The 16895-nt window shown below is 67.3% G+C and carries 13 protein-coding genes; 7 read left to right on the forward strand and 6 right to left on the reverse strand.

The window, feature by feature from the left end; genetic code table 11:
• Window positions 1–276 precede the first annotated feature (276 nt).
• The 4 genes from tilS to ACCQ16_RS13525 all read left to right on the forward strand — a co-directional run bounded on the left by tilS (window position 277) and on the right by ACCQ16_RS13525 (window position 4300).
• Window positions 277–1581 carry a tRNA lysidine(34) synthetase TilS gene (gene tilS, locus ACCQ16_RS13510; RefSeq protein WP_277572646.1) on the forward strand — a complete coding sequence of 435 codons (1305 nt, stop codon included), beginning with the start codon at window positions 277–279 and terminating at the stop codon, window positions 1579–1581.
• Between the two features lie 31 nt (window positions 1582–1612).
• Window positions 1613–1873 (forward strand): exodeoxyribonuclease VII small subunit, encoded by a 261-nt coding sequence (locus ACCQ16_RS13515; protein ID WP_218490046.1) that lies wholly within the window; start codon window positions 1613–1615, stop codon window positions 1871–1873.
• A 1-nt stretch (window position 1874) separates the two neighbouring features.
• Entirely contained in the window at window positions 1875–2750 is an 876-nt protein-coding gene (locus ACCQ16_RS13520) for a polyprenyl synthetase family protein (RefSeq protein ID WP_277572645.1), read from the forward strand.
• A gap of 461 nt (window positions 2751–3211) precedes the next feature.
• Window positions 3212–4300: a M35 family metalloendopeptidase gene (locus ACCQ16_RS13525; RefSeq protein WP_011347989.1), complete on the forward strand. Its 1089-nt coding sequence runs from the start codon at window positions 3212–3214 to the stop codon at window positions 4298–4300.
• Window positions 4301–4369: 69 nt separating this feature from the next.
• On the opposite strand, the gene ACCQ16_RS13530 is transcribed toward ACCQ16_RS13525, so the two are convergent.
• Both ACCQ16_RS13530 and pmbA read right to left on the reverse strand, forming a co-directional pair.
• Window positions 4370–4831 carry a DUF4870 domain-containing protein gene (locus ACCQ16_RS13530; protein ID WP_014090566.1) on the reverse strand — a complete coding sequence of 154 codons (462 nt, stop codon included), beginning with the start codon at window positions 4829–4831 and terminating at the stop codon, window positions 4370–4372.
• Between the two features lie 327 nt (window positions 4832–5158).
• Complete coding sequence (gene pmbA, locus ACCQ16_RS13535) at window positions 5159–6526, reverse strand: metalloprotease PmbA (protein ID WP_218503247.1); 1368 nt, start codon at window positions 6524–6526, stop codon at window positions 5159–5161.
• A 147-nt stretch (window positions 6527–6673) separates the two neighbouring features.
• Here pmbA and yjgA point away from each other — a divergent pair, with 147 nt between their 5' ends.
• On the forward strand, window positions 6674–7252 hold the full coding sequence (gene yjgA / locus ACCQ16_RS13540) for a ribosome biogenesis factor YjgA (protein WP_372379979.1): 579 nt from the start codon (window positions 6674–6676) through the stop codon (window positions 7250–7252).
• A 256-nt stretch (window positions 7253–7508) separates the two neighbouring features.
• Here yjgA and tldD read toward each other — a convergent pair whose 3' ends face one another.
• On the reverse strand, window positions 7509–8954 hold the full coding sequence (gene tldD, locus ACCQ16_RS13545) for a metalloprotease TldD (protein ID WP_011347993.1): 1446 nt from the start codon (window positions 8952–8954) through the stop codon (window positions 7509–7511).
• A 98-nt stretch (window positions 8955–9052) separates the two neighbouring features.
• On the opposite strand from tldD, the gene ACCQ16_RS13550 reads away from it, so the two are divergent.
• Complete coding sequence (locus ACCQ16_RS13550; RefSeq protein WP_029819787.1) at window positions 9053–9805, forward strand: DUF6065 family protein; 753 nt, start codon at window positions 9053–9055, stop codon at window positions 9803–9805.
• 15 nt (window positions 9806–9820) lie between these two features.
• Here ACCQ16_RS13550 and ACCQ16_RS13555 read toward each other — a convergent pair whose 3' ends face one another.
• The 3 genes from ACCQ16_RS13555 to ACCQ16_RS13565 all read right to left on the reverse strand — a co-directional run bounded on the left by ACCQ16_RS13555 (window position 9821) and on the right by ACCQ16_RS13565 (window position 15953).
• Window positions 9821–13741, reverse strand: a complete 3921-nt coding sequence (locus tag ACCQ16_RS13555; RefSeq protein ID WP_277572644.1) for a YhdP family protein — start codon at window positions 13739–13741, stop codon at window positions 9821–9823.
• A gap of 140 nt (window positions 13742–13881) precedes the next feature.
• Window positions 13882–15381 carry a ribonuclease G gene (gene rng / locus ACCQ16_RS13560; protein ID WP_011347997.1) on the reverse strand — a complete coding sequence of 500 codons (1500 nt, stop codon included), beginning with the start codon at window positions 15379–15381 and terminating at the stop codon, window positions 13882–13884.
• On the reverse strand, window positions 15381–15953 hold the full coding sequence (locus tag ACCQ16_RS13565; RefSeq protein WP_011347998.1) for a Maf-like protein: 573 nt from the start codon (window positions 15951–15953) through the stop codon (window positions 15381–15383). The genes rng and ACCQ16_RS13565 overlap by 1 nt, the downstream gene beginning before the upstream one ends.
• 138 nt (window positions 15954–16091) lie before the next feature.
• Here ACCQ16_RS13565 and ACCQ16_RS13570 point away from each other — a divergent pair, with 138 nt between their 5' ends.
• Entirely contained in the window at window positions 16092–16826 is a 735-nt protein-coding gene (locus tag ACCQ16_RS13570) for an SIMPL domain-containing protein (RefSeq protein ID WP_008573166.1), read from the forward strand.
• Window positions 16827–16895 lie beyond the last annotated feature (69 nt).

Here is a 16895-nt window from a genome sequence, read left to right on the forward strand (position 1 = left end):
CATGTGCCATCGCGCCTGCGAACAGCCGCAGTCCCCAGCCGTTGGTGTGGTGCTCGGATGGGCCGTAGCGGAACGATGCGGTGACCGCGCACGGCAGCACGTTGCAGCCCAGTCTGCAGCTGCGCACGGTTGTTCGCGCTGCGGGGCGCCGGGAACAAGGGAATCGTCGATGGGTCCCAGGCAGAGAACATCCCGGGCAGGCGGCCGACACGCAATCACGCAGCAGGGATGGCATCTGCTCGCCGAGCGCGCAGGAGCCGTTGCGAGGTTGCGCCTGTGCTGACCGGCACCCCGCTCCTGTTGCCAGCCACCCCGCCCGGCCCGGTGCTGCTGGCCTATAGCGGCGGGATGGATTCCAGCGTGCTGCTGCATCTGCTGGCGGCGACGCCACGCTATCGGCACGCAGGATTGCGCGCGCTGCATGTGCATCATGGGCTGCATGTCGATGCCGATGCCTGGGCCGCGCATTGCCAACGCACCTGCGACACGCTGCAGGTGCCGTTGCAGATCGTGCGGGTGCAGGTGGCACGCGACAGCGGTCTTGGGTTGGAAGCGGCAGCACGCCACGCGCGCCATGCGGCGTTCGCGCAGGCGCTCACTGCTGGCGAATGGCTGGCGCTGGCGCACCATCGCGACGACCAGGCGGAAACCTTCCTGCTGCGTGCGCTGCGTGCGTCCGGCCCCGAAGGCCTGGCGGCGATGCGGCCGCAGCGCCCATTCGCCAGCGGCACGCTGTGGCGCCCGATGCTGGCGCACGCCCGCGCCGATCTGCTCGCCTACGCGCATGCGCAAGGGTTGCGCTGGATCGAAGATCCAAGCAATGCCGATCCGCGCCATGACCGCAATTTCCTGCGCAGCCAGGTCGTGCCGTTGCTGCAGCAACGCTGGCCGCAAGCACCCGACGCGTTGGCGCGCAGTGCGCAACTGAGCGCCAACGCCAGCGCATTACTGCTGCAGCAGGACATGGCGTTGTTGCCGAGTGTGCGGACCGCAAGCGGCGCGCTGGATCTGCAGGCATTGCGCGCGCACCCCGTGGAACGAAGGGCACGGCTGTTGCGCGCCTGGGTGAGTGCGGCGCACGCGCCGCCGCTGCCTGCGCAAGGCGTGGCCGCACTGGAACGGGAAATCGACAATCACGCTGCAGATCGGCAGGCCTGCTTTGCGTGGCAACAGGTAAAAGTACGCCGCTGGCGACAGTACCTGTTTCTGCACCGCCCCGCTGCGGCCTGGCCGTCGGACTGGCACGCGCAGTGGGACGGCGCAGCGCCCCTGCACCTGCCCGACGGTGCGCAGTTGCAGTTGCTCGGCGCACCCGGGCTGCGCTTTGCGCAACCGCTGCTGGTGCGCGCACGCCAGGGCGGCGAGCGCGTCGTGCTGCCGCAGCGCACGCATTCGCACCAACTCAAACACCTGCTGCAGGCGCTGGATCTACCGCCGTGGGAGCGCGGGCGCCTGCCGATCCTGTGGGACGGCACGCAGGTGCTCGCCGCCGGCGACTGCATCATTTCCGCCACCTTGGACGCATGGTTGCAGACCAATGCCGCCGCGCTGCAATGGCGCGCGGCTGCCGACGCGAATTGACCCGCCTGCGCGCGCGCCGCACACTTTAGCGATGGCCAAGAAGTCTTTGAACGAAACGTCCCCGGTTGCCCGCTTCGAACAGTCGCTGGAAGAACTCGAGCAACTGGTGCAGAAGATGGAAGTCGGCGATCTGAGCCTGGAGCAATCGCTCACGGCCTACGAGCGCGGCATCGGGTTGTACCGTGATTGCCAGCAGGCGCTGGAACAGGCCGAACTGCGCGTGCGCTTGTTGACCGACCCCGCCCGCCCCGAGCTTGCCGAAGCCTTCGAACCGTCGTCGCTGGACGGCTGAGGTGAGCTCGGCGCTGTTCGACCACTGGATCGCCCGCACCGAACGCAGCCTGGAGGCGGGCCTGCCGCGCGCCACGCATGCACCGCAGCGCCTGCATGCAGCGATGCGCCATGCCGTGCTGGGCGGGGGCAAGCGCATGCGTCCGCTGCTGGTCTACGCAAGCGGCGCTTTGTTCGGCGCTGCTGAGGATCAGCTCGACACGCCCGCGGTGGCGGTAGAGCTGATTCACGCCTATTCGCTGGTGCACGACGACTTGCCGGCGATGGACGACGACGCGCTGCGGCGCGGCCAGCCCACCGTGCATATCGCCTTCGATGAGGCCACCGCGATTCTGGCCGGCGACGCCTTGCAGGCGCGCGCGTTCGAATTACTCGCCACTGCCTCTGCCAGCGCCGAACTGCGCGTCAGCTGGATGCAGAGCCTGGCCACTGCTGCGGGCGCGGCCGGCATGTGCGGCGGCCAGGCGCTGGATATCGATGCGACCGGGCAACTGCAGTCGCTGCAGGATCTGCAACGCATGCATGCGCTCAAGACCGGCGCGTTGATCCGTGCGGCGGTCCGGATGGGCGCACTCACCGGAGGCGCCGCGGCAGCCGACCAGCAGCGTCTGGACGAATTTGCCGACGCCTTGGGCCTGGCCTTCCAGGTACGCGACGACATCCTGGATGTGGAATCGAGCTCGGCGCAGCTGGGCAAGACCGCCGGCAAGGACGCGGCGCAAGCCAAATCCACCTACCCCGCCCTGCTGGGGATGGATGGCGCCAAGGCGAAGCTGGCCGAGCTGGCCGCGCGCATGCACGACGTCCTGCAGCCCTATGGGCAACCAGGCGAGACGTTGGCCACCTTGGGCCGGTTTGCGGTGAACCGCGCGCACTAGGCGCAGTTGCCAACGCCGCTACACCGCAGCGAGCGGGAACGGCCGATGCCCGAATCGATCTGAAGTTTCCCGCGTGCCGCAATGGCGCGCTGGTGGCTCGCGCAGCCACATCTGGACGATTTGCGACATAGAGCGGACGCGCCGGACACGATTTGCGCACTCCGTGCGCCAGCGCACGGTCAACGTCTGCATCGGGGGCGTGCAAGCGGCGAACTGGGTCACACATTGCAACTTTTCCTGGCTGCGTTTGTGTCATGCGTTGACACATTCGGAGTTGCAGCACATGACCGATCGCACATTTTAAAGCTGAATTGTCGACATTCGTGCTATTTCAGCGGCGTTCATAAGTTCGCTACGAACAAAAATATTCGCAATTGAATAACTTGTCGCGTCCGCTCGTCCTGCCTAGGTTTGGCTTGCCCGCATCCGCGGACATCCCCCGATCACACGGAGAGTCACTGGTGAAGAACGTTTTTCTCGCATCGTTTGCAGCAGGCACGCTGGCCGTTGTTGGCGTCCTCGGATCGGCCCAGGCGCAGTCCGTGCGCGGCCCGGTTCCGTTGACCATCGAACTGTCGCCAGTGGCCGACCAGGCTGGGCGTCATCAGGGCAAGATCGCCGTCACCGTCACCAATAACGGCAGCCAGACCGCACGCGTGCCGACGTACCAGCTGCCGCTGAAATCGCTGGATAACGGCATTCTGGAAGTGAGCCGCGACGGCAAGCCGGTGGACTACACCGGGCGCCTGGTCAAGCGCGGCCTGCCCAAGGCCGCCGACTTCACCATCCTGCAGCCAGGCCAGAGCGTGAAGGGCGAGGTCGATCTGGCCGGCGCCTACGATCTGTCCACCAGCGGCAACTACACCATCCAGGTGCGCTCGGCGCTGCAGTACGCTTCCTTTTCCGACGGCAGCCTGATGAAAGCCGCCAGCGGCGAGCCGGCCGTCGCCACCAGCACCCCGCTCACCGTGTGGCTGGACGGCGTCAACCGTGGCGTACAGCGCCAGCTCGCAGTCGGCCCGACCGCCGTGGTCAACGGCATCAATTACCTCAACTGCAGCACCACCCGCACCAGCCAGATCGCCAGTGCCGTCACTGCCGCGCGCAACTACTCGCAGAACGCGCGCAACTACCTCAATGCCGGCAGCACCGGCGCGCGCTACACCACCTGGTTTGGTGCCTATAACGCCTCGCGCTACAGCCGGGTCAGCTCGAACTTCGTCAACATCGACAATGCGCTGGACCAGAACAACGGCCAGATCACCATCAATTGCGGTTGCACCGACAGCGCCTTCGCGTACGTCTATGCCAACGCGCCTTACGAAATCTATGTCTGCAATGCGTTCTGGAGTGCATCGACCACCGGCACCGACTCCAAGGCCGGCACGCTGGTACACGAGATGAGTCACTTCACGGTCGTCGCCGGCACCCAGGACCGCGTCTATGGCCAGTCCGGCGCGCGCAGCCTGGCGATCAGCAACCCGGCGCAGGCCATCACCAACGCCGACAGCCATGAGTACTTCGCCGAAAACACCCCGGCGCAGAACTGATCGCTCCATCGCCTGATACGACAAAGGCCCGGCATCGCTGCCGGGCCTTTGTTGTTTCCACCGCGCCGGTTACTTGATCAGGCGCAGCGCGAACGGGTAACGGTAATGCTCGCCGTTGTTGGCCTTGACTGCGGCCAGGATGCACAGCACCAGGTTGGCAATCCACACCAGCGTCGGCAAGAAGAACAGGATGCCGAACGAGACAATGGTCAGGATGATCGCTGCCACGGTGGCAATGAGCACGGTGATCTGGAAATTCAGCGCTTCCTTGGCTTGATCGGTCGCGAACGGCTTGGACGGGCTGGCGTCCTTGCTGATCAACCAGATCACCAACGCACCGACGAACGAGGTCACGATGCCGAGCAGATGCGCGGCCAGCGCGAGCGTACGCTCCTCCGACGGACTGGTGCCGACCGGTGGCGGTGGCGGTGCGGCGTGCGATTCGAATTCGCTCATCATGTCTCCCCGTGCATGGTTGTGGTGCGGCGGACTATAGCAACGATTCAGCCAGCCACCAGTGCGGAAAGACATGGGTGCGCGGCCCGGCCATGGCTGCAATCGGCCGCGCCATGGCGAAAAAGACCCTCCCTGCCTTAGTGCGAGCTGGTGCCGCCCACAAGACGCAGAGGGCTTATTCACGCGCGTCGCAAGGTGCGCAGGTAGCGCTCGCACGTCGCGCTCGCCGCCGCATGATCCATACCCCATTGCGCATATCGCATCGGAGACAGCGGCGGTGACCGTGACCTGCCCGCTTCGGCGTTACGCAGATGCATCGTCAGGTGCGAGCGGCGGCTCGTGGGGCGTGCGCCTACACGACAAGCCGCCCGGAAACCGGCGAAGCCGGCACAGCGGTGCCGCTCAGCTGTCGCCTGCCACCGTCATGCGGTTGATCAGCACAGAGCCGATCTTGACGTGCGAGCGCGGGTCGACATCGCTGCCCACCGCTTCGATGCCGGCGAACATGTCGCGCAGATTGCCGGCGATGGTCAGGCCATCGACCGGGTAGGCAATCACGCCGTTCTCGATCCAGAAGCCGCCGGCCCCGCGCGAATAGTCGCCGGTGACGGGATTGACGCCGTTGCCCATCAGTTCGGTGACCAGCAGGCCGCGCGACATGCCAGCAATCATCGACGCCAGATCGCCCGCATTGGCGGTGACCTGCAGGTTGTGGACGCCACCGGCATTGGCGGTGGTCTGCAGGCCCAGCTTGCGCGCCGAATAGCTGCCCAGCACATAGCGCTGCAGCACACCGTCGCTGATCAGCGCCGAACGCCGCGTCGCCACGCCTTCGCCGTCGAAGGCGGCCGAGCGCAAACCGCGGCGCAGGTGCGGCAGCTCTTCGATGTTGAACCAGTCCGGGAACAACGTGCTGCCGACGCTGTCGAGCAGGAAGCTGGCACGGCGATACAGCGCGCCGCCGGACACCGCGCCGAGCAGGTGGCCGACCAGCGAGCGCGCCACTTCCGGAGCGAACAGCACCGGCAACTGACCGGTGGGCAGCGAACGCGGCTGCAAGCGCGCCACGGTACGCGCGGCGGCATGGCGGCCGATGGCGTCGGGCGCTTCCAGGTCTTCGCGTGCCAGTGCACTGCTGTACCAGCCGTCGCGCTGCATGCCGTCGCCCTGCCCGGCGATCAGCGCGCAGCTGATCGAATGATGGGTACCGCGCTCGCGGCCGATGAAGCCATGCGAATTGGCGTACACCGACAGGCTCAGCCCGGTGCTGGCCGAGGCGCCGTCGGAGTTGCTGATGCGCGCGTCGGCGTCGCGGCCGGCGGTTTCGCAGGCCAGCGCCAGATCCACGGCGGTATCGGCGTCCAGCGCCCACGGATGCCAGCTGTCCAGCTCGGGGAACTCGCGCGCCATCAACTCCGGGTCGGCCAGGCCGGCGGCCACGTCGTCTTCGGTGAAGCGGGCGATCGCGCAGGCCTGCGCCACGGTGGATTCCAGGCTTGAATCCTGCAGGTCGGCAGTGCTGGCACTGCCCTTGCGCTTGCCGAAGTAGACCGTGACCGCAATGCCACGATCGCGCGTGGATTCGACCGTCTCTACAGCGCCCAGCCGCACATTGACGTCCAAGCCGCGCTCTTCGCTGCAGCTGACTTCGGCCTGCGTGGCGCCGGCGGCGCGCGCGCGCTCGAGCAGGCGCTGGGAGATGTCGGTGAGCGCATCCAGGCGCTGCAGGCTGTCGTCGGTGACGCGGATTTCGGAGGAGAGTGCGTTCAATGCTTTATCCTTGGAAACGCGGATCCGTCCGCGAAAGCCCGGCCATCCATGACCGGAATGTTTGAATTCGGTGCGGAGTTGTTCCGCCGACGCCCGGCCGTTCGAGGCCGCAGATGTTTATCAACCAAGTTTCGGGATGTGGTGGCAATGCGCGGACGCGATGAAGAGACCGGTGAATTTCGTGGCGCCAGCCGCAGCCAGCAACGGCGCGAGGCGCTGGAGATTTTCGACCTGGGCGAAAAGCTGGTGGCGCTGACCCCGGCGCAGCTGGCCAAGTTGCCGGTGCCCGAATCGCTGATCCCGCATATCGAAGAGAGCAAGCGCATAACCTCGCATATTGCGCACAAGCGGCAGCTGGCGTTTCTGGCCAAGCACATGCGCCGCGAGGACGAGCAGACCCTGGCCGCGATCCGCGATGCGCTGGACTCCAACAGCGATACCGCGCGCCGCGAAGTGGCGGCGATCCACCGGGTCGAACGCTGGCGCGAACGCCTGCTGGCCGAAGGCGACGTGGCGCTGGCCGAACTGCTGGAAGCCTATCCGGCCGCCGACCGCCAGCAACTGCGTCAACTGGTGCGCAACGCGATCCACGAACGTGCCAAGAACAAGCCCCCGCGCGCCTACCGCGAGCTGTTCCAGGTGCTGCGGGAGTTGTCTCAAGAGCAGGGATTGGAGAGCGGGGATTCGGGACTGGAAGACGAGCAGGATCCGGGAGACGACGAATAGGATCTGGTGGCCGCAAGCGCGAAGCTGCTCAACCAGCGCCTCCGCCGCAGTCCACCGCGGCAGCATGCGTCCAACATCAGCAACCTGGATAGGCGACACCTGAGCGCCGAGGACGCTATGCCTCTGTCCGGCTGCGCCTCCCGCTGCCCTGATCCCGATTCCCGGTATCAAGCCCGACGCAGCACAATACTCAGACACGCGATACCCCGCTCCCGCCGTTGCGATTCCCCATTCCCCAATCCCGATTCCCCGCATCTCAGGCCTGCGTTCCGCCGACCGTGATGCCGTCGATCAGCAGCGACGGCTGGCCGACGCCGACCGGCACGCTCTGCCCGTCCTTGCCGCACACGCCCACGCCTTCGTCCAGCGCCAGGTCGTTGCCGATCATGCGCACCTTCTGCATGGTTTCCGGGCCGTTGCCGATCAGGGTGGCGCCCTTGACCGGTGCGGTGACCTTGCCGTCTTCGATCAGGTAGGCCTCGGTGGCCGAAAATACGTATTTGCCGCTGGTGATGTCGACCTGGCCGCCACCGAAGTTCACCGCGTAGATGCCCTTCTTGACCGAGCGGATCATCTCTTCCGGGTCGTGCTGGCCGGCGCGCATGTAGGTGTTGGTCATGCGCGGCATGGTCAGGTGCGCGAACGATTCGCGGCGGCCGTTGCCGGTGGGCGCCACGCCCATCAGGCGCGCGTTGTGGCTGTCCTGCATGTAGCCCACCAGCACGCCGTCTTCGATCAGCGTGGTGCACTGGCTGGGCGTGCCTTCGTCGTCGATATTGAGCGAGCCGCGGCGCCCGTCCAGGGTGCCGTCATCGACAATGGTCACGCCCGGCGAGGCCACGCGCTCGCCGATGCGGCCGGCGTAGACGCTGGTGCCCTTGCGGTTGAAGTCGCCTTCCAGGCCATGCCCCACCGCCTCGTGCAACAGCACGCCGGGCCAGCCCGGACCGAGCACCACCGGCATCACCCCAGCCGGCGCCGGGATCGCGTCCAGATTCACCAGCGCCTGGCGCAGCGCTTCGCGCGCAAACCCTTCCGGGCGGCCGTCGGCGAACAGTTCGGCATAGCCATAGCGGCCGCCGCCGCCGGAATAACCGGATTCGCGCCGGCCGCCCTGTTCGACGATCACCTGCACGTTCAAGCGCACCAGCGGCCGCACGTCTGCTGCCAGCACGCCGTCGCTGCGGGCGATCAGCACCGTGTCCACGCCGCCGGACAGGCTCACCATCACCTGCTTGACGCGCGGGTCGGCAGCACGCAGGAACTGGTCGATCCGGCGCAGCAGGTCCACCTTGGTGGCGCTGTCCATGTCGTCGATGGGATCGGTGGCCGGGTACAGCGCACGGCCATTGCCGCGTACCAGCGCGCGGGTGGATTGCGCCCCGCCCTCGCGCGAGATCGCGCGCGCGGACTGTGCCGCTTCCAGCAGCGCATCGCGGTGGATGTCGTCGGAATAGGCGAAGCCGGTTTTTTCGCCGGCGATTGCGCGCACGCCCACGCCTTGTTCGATGGAATGCGCGCCGTCCTTGACGATGCCGTCTTCCACGCTCCAGCTCTCGCGCCGCGAATGCTGGAAATACAGATCGCCGAAGTCGATGCCCGGGCCCAGCAGGGCGCCGAAGGTGCGGTCGAGATGGCCGGCGTCCAGGCCGGAAGGAAGCAGCAGCCGGGTTTCGGCCAGAGTGAGAGCGTTATCGGTCATGTGGTCAGGATGGGGCCCGCGCGCCGGGGAGACAAGTCGTTCGGCTGAACATGCGCGCGGCTATCATCGCTGGCCAGTTCTTCACCGGTCGCCCGCGCATGAAGCTCATCGCCTACGTCCTGGATGGCCATACGCTGGACATCCGCCCTGCCCCGCACGAGCGCGCGTGGATGGATGCCACCGACCAGCGCTACGCCTACCGCTGCCTGCCGCTGGCGATCGCCAATGCGCATGGCTGGGAGCTGCTGTGCCAGTCCGGTTTCGAGGCCAGTTGGGACGGCAGCGACGCACTGGCGGCGATCAGCATCAGCGCCGATGCCAACACGCAGGCACCGGCGATCAGCCACTTCGGCTATGGCGTGCTGACCTTCCACGTACCGTGCCTGTTCCGCACCGACACCGGCATCGACCTGTTCGTTACCGGGCCGCTGAACCGCCCCAAGGACGGCATCGGCGCGCTGAGCGGCATGGTGGAAACCGACTGGAGCCCGCATACCTTCACCATGAACTGGCGCTTCACCCGGCCCGGGCGGGTGCGCTTCGAGGCGGGCGAACCGTTCTGTCATCTGTTCCCGCTGCAGCGGCAGTTGATCGAGCAGGTGCAGCCGCAGTGGAAGCCGCTTTCCGAAGCGCCGCAACTGGCCCAGCAACACGCCGACTGGACCCGGAGCCGCACGCGCTTTCTCGAGGAACTGCCCGATACGCAAACGGCGGCAGCACGCGAAAAATGGCAGCGTGGCTATTTTCTTGGTGTGGCCGCACCCGGGCAGCCGCCGGTGCCGGGACATCGGTCGCGACTGCGCCTGCCGATGTTTACCCGTGCCGGCAGCGAGGACGCGCCCGCAGAGTGAGGCCGACGGAGTCCATCAGCGCTGCGTCGGATCTGCCTTGCCGGACCTGCCGGAGGGGGCGGCCGGTTTGCTCGGCGCCCGCTCGCGCGCCTCGCGCTCCACCACGTCCACCTGCGGGTCTTTCCACGGCCCGGTGACGTGATAGGTCTTGGCACCGATCGCACCCAGCGGTTTGCCGAGCACCGCGTTGGCCGCTGCGCCGACGGCGGCCCCCACCGGGCCGCCGGCCACTGCGCCAACCACGGTCAGCAGGTTGCCGGCCTTGGGGTTCACGTCCACGGTCTGGTCGAAGGTCTGCGCGCGCAGGTCGGTCTGGCCACGGATCGCGATGTCGGCAGCCGGGCCTTCGATGCGGATGGCATCGGTCCGCGCGAAGCCCTCGCCGAAGCGCACCTCGCCGGCCAGCTTGTTGAAGGCCAGCCCCTTGGAGAAGAAATCGCGGAAGTCGAACATCAACCGGCGTGGCAGCTGCGCCACGCTCAGCAGGCCGAGCACGCGGCCGGCGCCCGGGTCCACTTCCAGCAATTGGCCATTGCGCACATCGACCTTGAGGTTGCCGTCCAGCGAGCCGAGCGCGAAACCGGTTGGTGAGCCCTGCCAGCCGGCATTGAGCTCCAGTTGCCCTTCGCCGCCGCGCAATTGGCCGCCCAGGGTGAGGTTCTGCAGCAGATTGCCCAGGTTGCGGCTGTCCACGCGCGCCGACAACCGCGTGCTGGCTGCCTCGCCCTTGCCGCGCCAGGCCCCGGTGAGGCCGATGTTCTGATCGTCCGAGCGCAGTTGCAGCTGATCCACCTGCATGCCATCGGTGAGCCGGCTGCTGCGCAAGGTGGCCGCGCCGAAGGTCATCTTGCCGATCTGCAGGTCGTCGATATCCAGCGCCAGTGGCGGAATCGACACCGGGTCGAATTCGGCCACGGCACGACGCGCGGGCTCCGGCAACGCGCCTGCCAACGGATCGCCGGGCTCGGGCGCGGCCGGCTCGGCAGGCGCCTCCACCGGCTGCCAGTGCACGGTCTTCAACGTGCCCTGCACCGTTGCGCCGTCGGCATTGGGAACGGTGAGCTGGCCGGCCAGCGAGGGGCCGTCCAGCGTCACCGCCACCGTGTCGCGGGTGGGGCGCAGCCGCAGACGCGTCTGCGGGAACACCCCACCGATCATCAGCAACCGGTCTGCCTGCACATCCACCTGCTGCAACGGCATCGGGTCTTTGGTGGGCACGGCCGGCTGGCCGGGCAACGGTGGCATGTCGGCGTCGCCGCTACTGCCGCGCGCCAGGCTGATCCAGTCGATCGCATCCAGCGAGGCGGCGCGGCCGGTGACCACCAGCCCGTTGGCGGGTGGCCGTTCGGTGACGGTATCGGTGCCCATCACCACACGCACGCCGGTCTGCGCGCCATGGCTGCTGGCCTTGAGCGCCACCAGCTTGCCGAACCCCACATCGATGTCGCCATCGCCCAGCGGCAGCGCGACCCTGACCCGGGTGTCCAATGGCTCGCTGGCTGCCTTGTCCAACGGCGCGGGCAGATCCAGCGTGGTGCCGACCAGATTGGAGCGCAGCGTCAGCACCGCATTCGCATCGGTCTGCCCCGGCGGCGGCAGCGGCACATCCACGCCCACCTGCCAGGGCGCACTGCCATGCACGTACGGGCGCAGCCATTCCATCTGGGGTGCACGGTCGAACAGTTCCCTGGCATCTAGGGTGGCGCCCAGACGTGCTTCGAAAGCTTGCCTGGGGTCCTGCACCAACCCGCCGGCGCGCAACGACAATTCGCCGCTGCGGCCTTCGTGCTGCACGCTCAGCCGCTCGGCGGCAAAGCCGGTGTCGCGATACTCGGCCTGCCCGCTGACCTGGTCGAAGGCCAGGTCCCAACGCGCGTCGGCCAGCTTGGCGCCCTGCAGGGCCACCGTGCCCTGCAGATGGCCACCGGCACCGTGCGTCCGCAAGGGGCGCAGCAGGTCGAAGGTCACGGCGGCCGGCCCGGACACGGTGAGATTGCGCAAGGTGTCGCCATAGCGTCGCTCCAGCGGACTCTTGCGCAACATGCCGAGCAGTTGCGCCGCATCGGCCTGCGTGGATGCGCGCACGTACAGTTCGGAGGTGGCAAAGCTGGGAATACCCGCTTCCAGCTGCGCGACCGGGGTACCGGCCAGATCACCCTGCCCTTGCAGCGAGAAGCCGTTGCCGATGAAGCTCAGGTTGGCCTGGACCTGCTCCATCGCCGGCCAGTCCGGCTGGAAGCGGATCACGCCGTCGCGGATCTGCCCGAACGCTTCGAAGCGCCCGTCGTTGTTGTCGAACGGCCAATCGTCCAGATCGCCGCTGACCAGGCCAGTGCCGCCGGTGACGGTGCCGCCGGCCACGGCCATGTCGAGCCAGTCGATGGCGGCCTCGCTCATCTTGGAGCGGATCCAGAACTTGCGCGCCACCGGCAGCGCCACATCGTCCAGCTGGGCCGCCAACTGCATGCGCGGGCGGCTGCCATCGCCCTGGAACCACAGCCCGCCACGCACGTTGGCGCCGTAATCCTTGCCCTGCACGCGCAGCGCCGGGGTGGCGACCTGCCAGCCAGCGCCTTCGCGCCAGCCGACGATCTTGCCGGCCAGTTGGATCTCGTGCACCACGCCAAAGCCGGTCGGCCAATCGAAACGCAGCGTGGCGTCGGGCGCGGGGTCCAGCTCGACGCCCTGCGCATCGCCATCGATGGTGCCGCGCAGGCCACTGATGCCAGGCGCATTGCCCACCGGCAAAAACCCCAGCTCTTCGATCTGGCCCTGCGCGCGCAGTGTGCCGCCCGGCTCGCCGGCGACCCGCAGGTCGGCCACGCGCAGCTGCGGTTTGGACAGGCTCAGCCAGCGCCGCAAGGCCGGCGACAACTGCTCGCTCAGGGCGGCCGCTGCGATCAGGCCCGAGGCATCCACATGCCTGCCCATCACCGCGTAGCGGCGCCCGCCGGCAATGCTCAGCCCGTCCAGGTGCTGCAGTTGCGCCGCCTGGCCCAGGCGCAGTAGCGGCGCGTCCACGCGCCAGCCGCCATCGATGGTCTGCCAGCGCGCACGCGCCTGCAGCCGTTCCCAGGTGAGCGTGCGCCGCGCGGTCTCGTCCGGCAGCGCGGCCCCGGACAGGCGTAGCTGCTGCAAGTCGACATCCACGCTCACCGCAGCGATCCGGCGTGCGCGCAGTTGCGCCCAGGCCTGCAAGCGCCCCCCACCGCTATCCACGCGCATGCCGCCGAACTGCAACAACGACGCCCAGGCGGACAGGTCGGCCGGATCGGCTTGCACATAGGCGCTGCCGTCGCCGCTGTCGCGATCGAATTCCAGCACCGCCGTCAGCGGCGCGCGCTTGAGATCGATCCAGCTACGGCTGCCCACTTTCACGGTCGAGCCGCTGACGCGCAGGCGTAGGTCGATGCGCGGCAGCGTGGTGTCCAGGCCGATCGAAGGCGCGGCCACATGCAGGCGCGCTTCGGCCAGCTGGATCTCGCCAAGCCGGCGCAGCGCATCCAGCGGATCGGAGTTCCCGCCGCTGGGCATGCCCTGGACCGACCACACGCCGTCGTCGCTCCGCTGCAAGGTCAGCGCCAGGCCACGCAGGCGTATTTCGGTCAGCGAATGGCCCGGCAGCAACCCGGCGTACATCGCCAACAGCACCTCGGCCTGGCCGACGCGCACCTCGCCGTGCGGACCGATACGCAGCCCATCCAGCCGCAGCAGCGGACCGCGCCGGGTCCATTCGGTCTGCAGCCGGTCGAACGCAATCGGCTGACCGGCACGCTGGCTCAGCCACTGCGCAATCTGCTGCGGGTGTTCCTCGGCCAACGGCAGCGCCTGGCTGGCCGCGCCCACCAACAACGCGACCGCCACCAGCGCAAGCGCGCAGGCGGTGATCGCATAGCGGCGAAACAGACGAAGACGGCGGCGCAGCGGGGTGGGCATCAGGAGCGGGGATTGGGCATTGGGGATTCGGGATTGGTTACAGCGTGTCCAAGCACGGTAACGTCAACGCTCCTGCTGGCCGCACATCATGACGGGGCCGGCTTTTACAAATCCCGAATCCCGGATCCCGAATCCCGGACTCACAGCAGCACCACATCGAACTGCTCCTGCAGGTACTGGTCGTCGGACTGGAAGCGGATGCTCTTGCCGAGGAACTCTTCCAGTTCGGCCACGGCGGCGGACTCTTCCTCGGTGATGCGGGCGACCACTTTCGACGAGGCGATCACCAACAGGCGCGCGGCATCGAACTGGCGCACGGCGCGGGTGATCTCGCGGAAAATTTCGTAGGTCACCGTTTCGGCGGTCTTGATGGTGCCGCGCCCGCCGCACTGGCCGCAGGTTTCCGAGAGCTGGCGCTCCAGGCTTTCGACGGTGCGCTTGCGGGTCATCTCCACCAGGCCCAACGGCGAGAACTCATACACCGTGGTCTTGGCATGATCGCGCGCCAGCGCTTTTTCCAGGGTGCGCAGCACCTGCCGGCGGTGCTCCGCATCGTCCATGTCGATGAAGTCGATGATGATGATGCCGCCCAGGTTGCGCAGGCGCAGTTGCCGCGCCACCGCCTGCGCGGCTTCCAGGTTGGTGCGGAAGACGGTTTCTTCGAGGTTGCGCTGACCGACGAACGAGCCGGTATTGACGTCGATGGTGGTCATCGCCTCGGTCTGGTCGATCACCAGATAGCCGCCGGATTTGAGCGGCACCTGCTTGTTCAGCGCGCGCCCGATCTCGTCTTCGACCCCGTACAGGTCGAAGATCGGGCGGTCGCCGGTGTACAGCTCCAGCCGCTCGGCCAGCACCGGCATGTACTTGGCCACGAACGCCTGCAATTGCACGAAGGTCTCGTTGGAATCGACCTTGACCTTTTCCACGTCGCGGCGGATCAGGTCGCGCACCGCGCGCAGCGGCAGGCTCAGGTCTTCGTAGATGATGCTGCACGGCGGCGCTTCGCGGCCGCGGCGCTCGACCACGTTCCAGACCCGCGACAGGTAGGCGATGTCCTCGGCCAGCGCCTCGGCCGGCTGGCCTTCGGCATTGGTGCGGATGATGTAGCCGAAGCCGCCATGCTGGGCCGAGACCTCGCTGACGATGGTCTTCAGGCGCAGCCGCTCGGCTTCGTCTTCGATGCGCGCCGACACCCCAACCACCTTGGACTGCGGCAGCAGCACCAGATAGCGCGAAGGGATGCTGATCTGCGTGGTCAACCGCGCACCCTTGGTGCCGATCGGATCCTTGACCACCTGCACCACGATCTCCTGGCCGTCGCGCAGCAGCTCCACGATCGGCACCGAGGCCGGCGGCGGCGGCGGGATCGGGGTTTCTTCGGTATCGACCACGCTGGCTGGTGCCGGTGCCAGACGGACCACGTCGTTGGCGTGCAGGAACGCGGCACGCTCCAGCCCCACTTCGACGAAGGCAGCCTGCATGCCCGGCATCACCCGCTGCACCTTGCCCTTGTAGATATTGCCCACCACGCCCCGGCGCCAGCCGCGCTCGATGTGCAGTTCCTGCAGCATGCCGTTCTCGATCACCGCCACACGGGTCTCGCGCGGGGTGACGTTGACCAAAATCTCTTCCGACATCAATGCGCTCCGAAGGCTGTGAGCAACTGCGAGGTGTGGTACAGCGGCAATCCCATCACGCCGGAATAGCTTCCGGACAGATGGCGGATGAAGCGTTCGGCGCGGCCCTGGATCGCGTAGGCGCCAGCCTTGCCCATCGGCTCGCCGCAGGCGGCGTAGGCGGCGATCTGCGCATCATCGAGCGTGTCGAAGGTAACCTCCGACACCACCAATGCCTGGGCCGGCGCGCGCTGTGCGCAGACTAGAACCACCGCCGTGAGCACCTGGTGGGTGCGACCGGACAACGCGCGCAGCATGGCAACGGCATCGTCCACATCGACCGGTTTGCCGAACACCCTCTCGCCCAGCACCACCTCGGTATCGGAGCCCAGCACGATGGCGTCGGGGTCGGCGGCCTGTACCAGCGCCAGCCCGGCATGCGCCTTCTCCAACGCAACGCGCTGCACGTACTGGTCGGGCGATTCATCGGCTGCGCGCAGCTCGGGCACATCCAGTTGCAGCGTCTGGAACGGCACATCCAGGCGTTGCAGGAGTTCTTGTCGGCGCGGCGAACGGGAAGCGAGATAGAGCATCCGTCCAGCATACCTGTTGCCCGCACTCGCCCGCTTGCCTGGTGAACGCACACACCGTTGCCGACAGCGCTGTCGTGCTCGACTCACAACATATTCATCGAGCTGCCAACACGCTCGCCACACAGACAAGGAGATCTCATGCGTACCCATCTCAAGCCGTTGTTGCTGGCCCTGTCCATCGCTGCCGGAACCGCCATGACTGCCCACGCCCAACCCGCGTCCAGCTACACCATTCCCAGCGACGGCACCCTGCTCAACGTCTCGGCCGAGGCCGAAGCCAAGCGTGTGCCGGACATCGCCACGCTGTCTGCCGGGGTGGTCACCCAGGCCGCCGACGGCAACGCCGCCATGCGCCAGAACGCCGAACAGATGAGCAAGGTCATGGCCGCGGTCAAAGCTGCCGGCATCGCCGACAAAGACGTACAGACCAGCGGCATCAATCTGAGCCCGCAGTACACCTACAAGGAAAACGAAGCGCCCAAGATCAACGGCTACCAGGCCAGCAACACGGTCAGCCTCAAGGTGCGCGACATCACCCGCCTGGGCAAGGTGCTCGACGCCCTGGTCGCGCAAGGCGCCAACGACATCAACGGCCCCAGCTTTTCGATCGACCAGCCCGAGCCGGTCTACGACGAAGCCCGCGTTGCCGCACTGAAGAAGGCCCAGGCGCGCGCCGAAACTTACGCCAAGTCGCTGGGGCTGAAGGTGCGCCGCATCGTCAGCATTTCCGAAGGCCGCAGCGGCGGCGCAGTCCGCCCGATGATGATGGCCGCCTCGATGCGCTCGGCAAAGGCCGAGATGGACACCCCGGTCGCCCCCGGCGAGAGCACCTTGTCGATCAACCTGGATGTGACGTTCGAGCTGGGGCGTTGACAAGGCAGACCACCGTCAAGCCACTGCGTTTGCACTGCCCTCCTCGGAGGGCAGTGTCGTTTGTACGCT

The organism is Xanthomonas sp. NCPPB 1062, assembly GCF_041481705.2.
In the GTDB taxonomy this organism is placed as follows: domain Bacteria; phylum Pseudomonadota; class Gammaproteobacteria; order Xanthomonadales; family Xanthomonadaceae; genus Xanthomonas; species Xanthomonas euvesicatoria.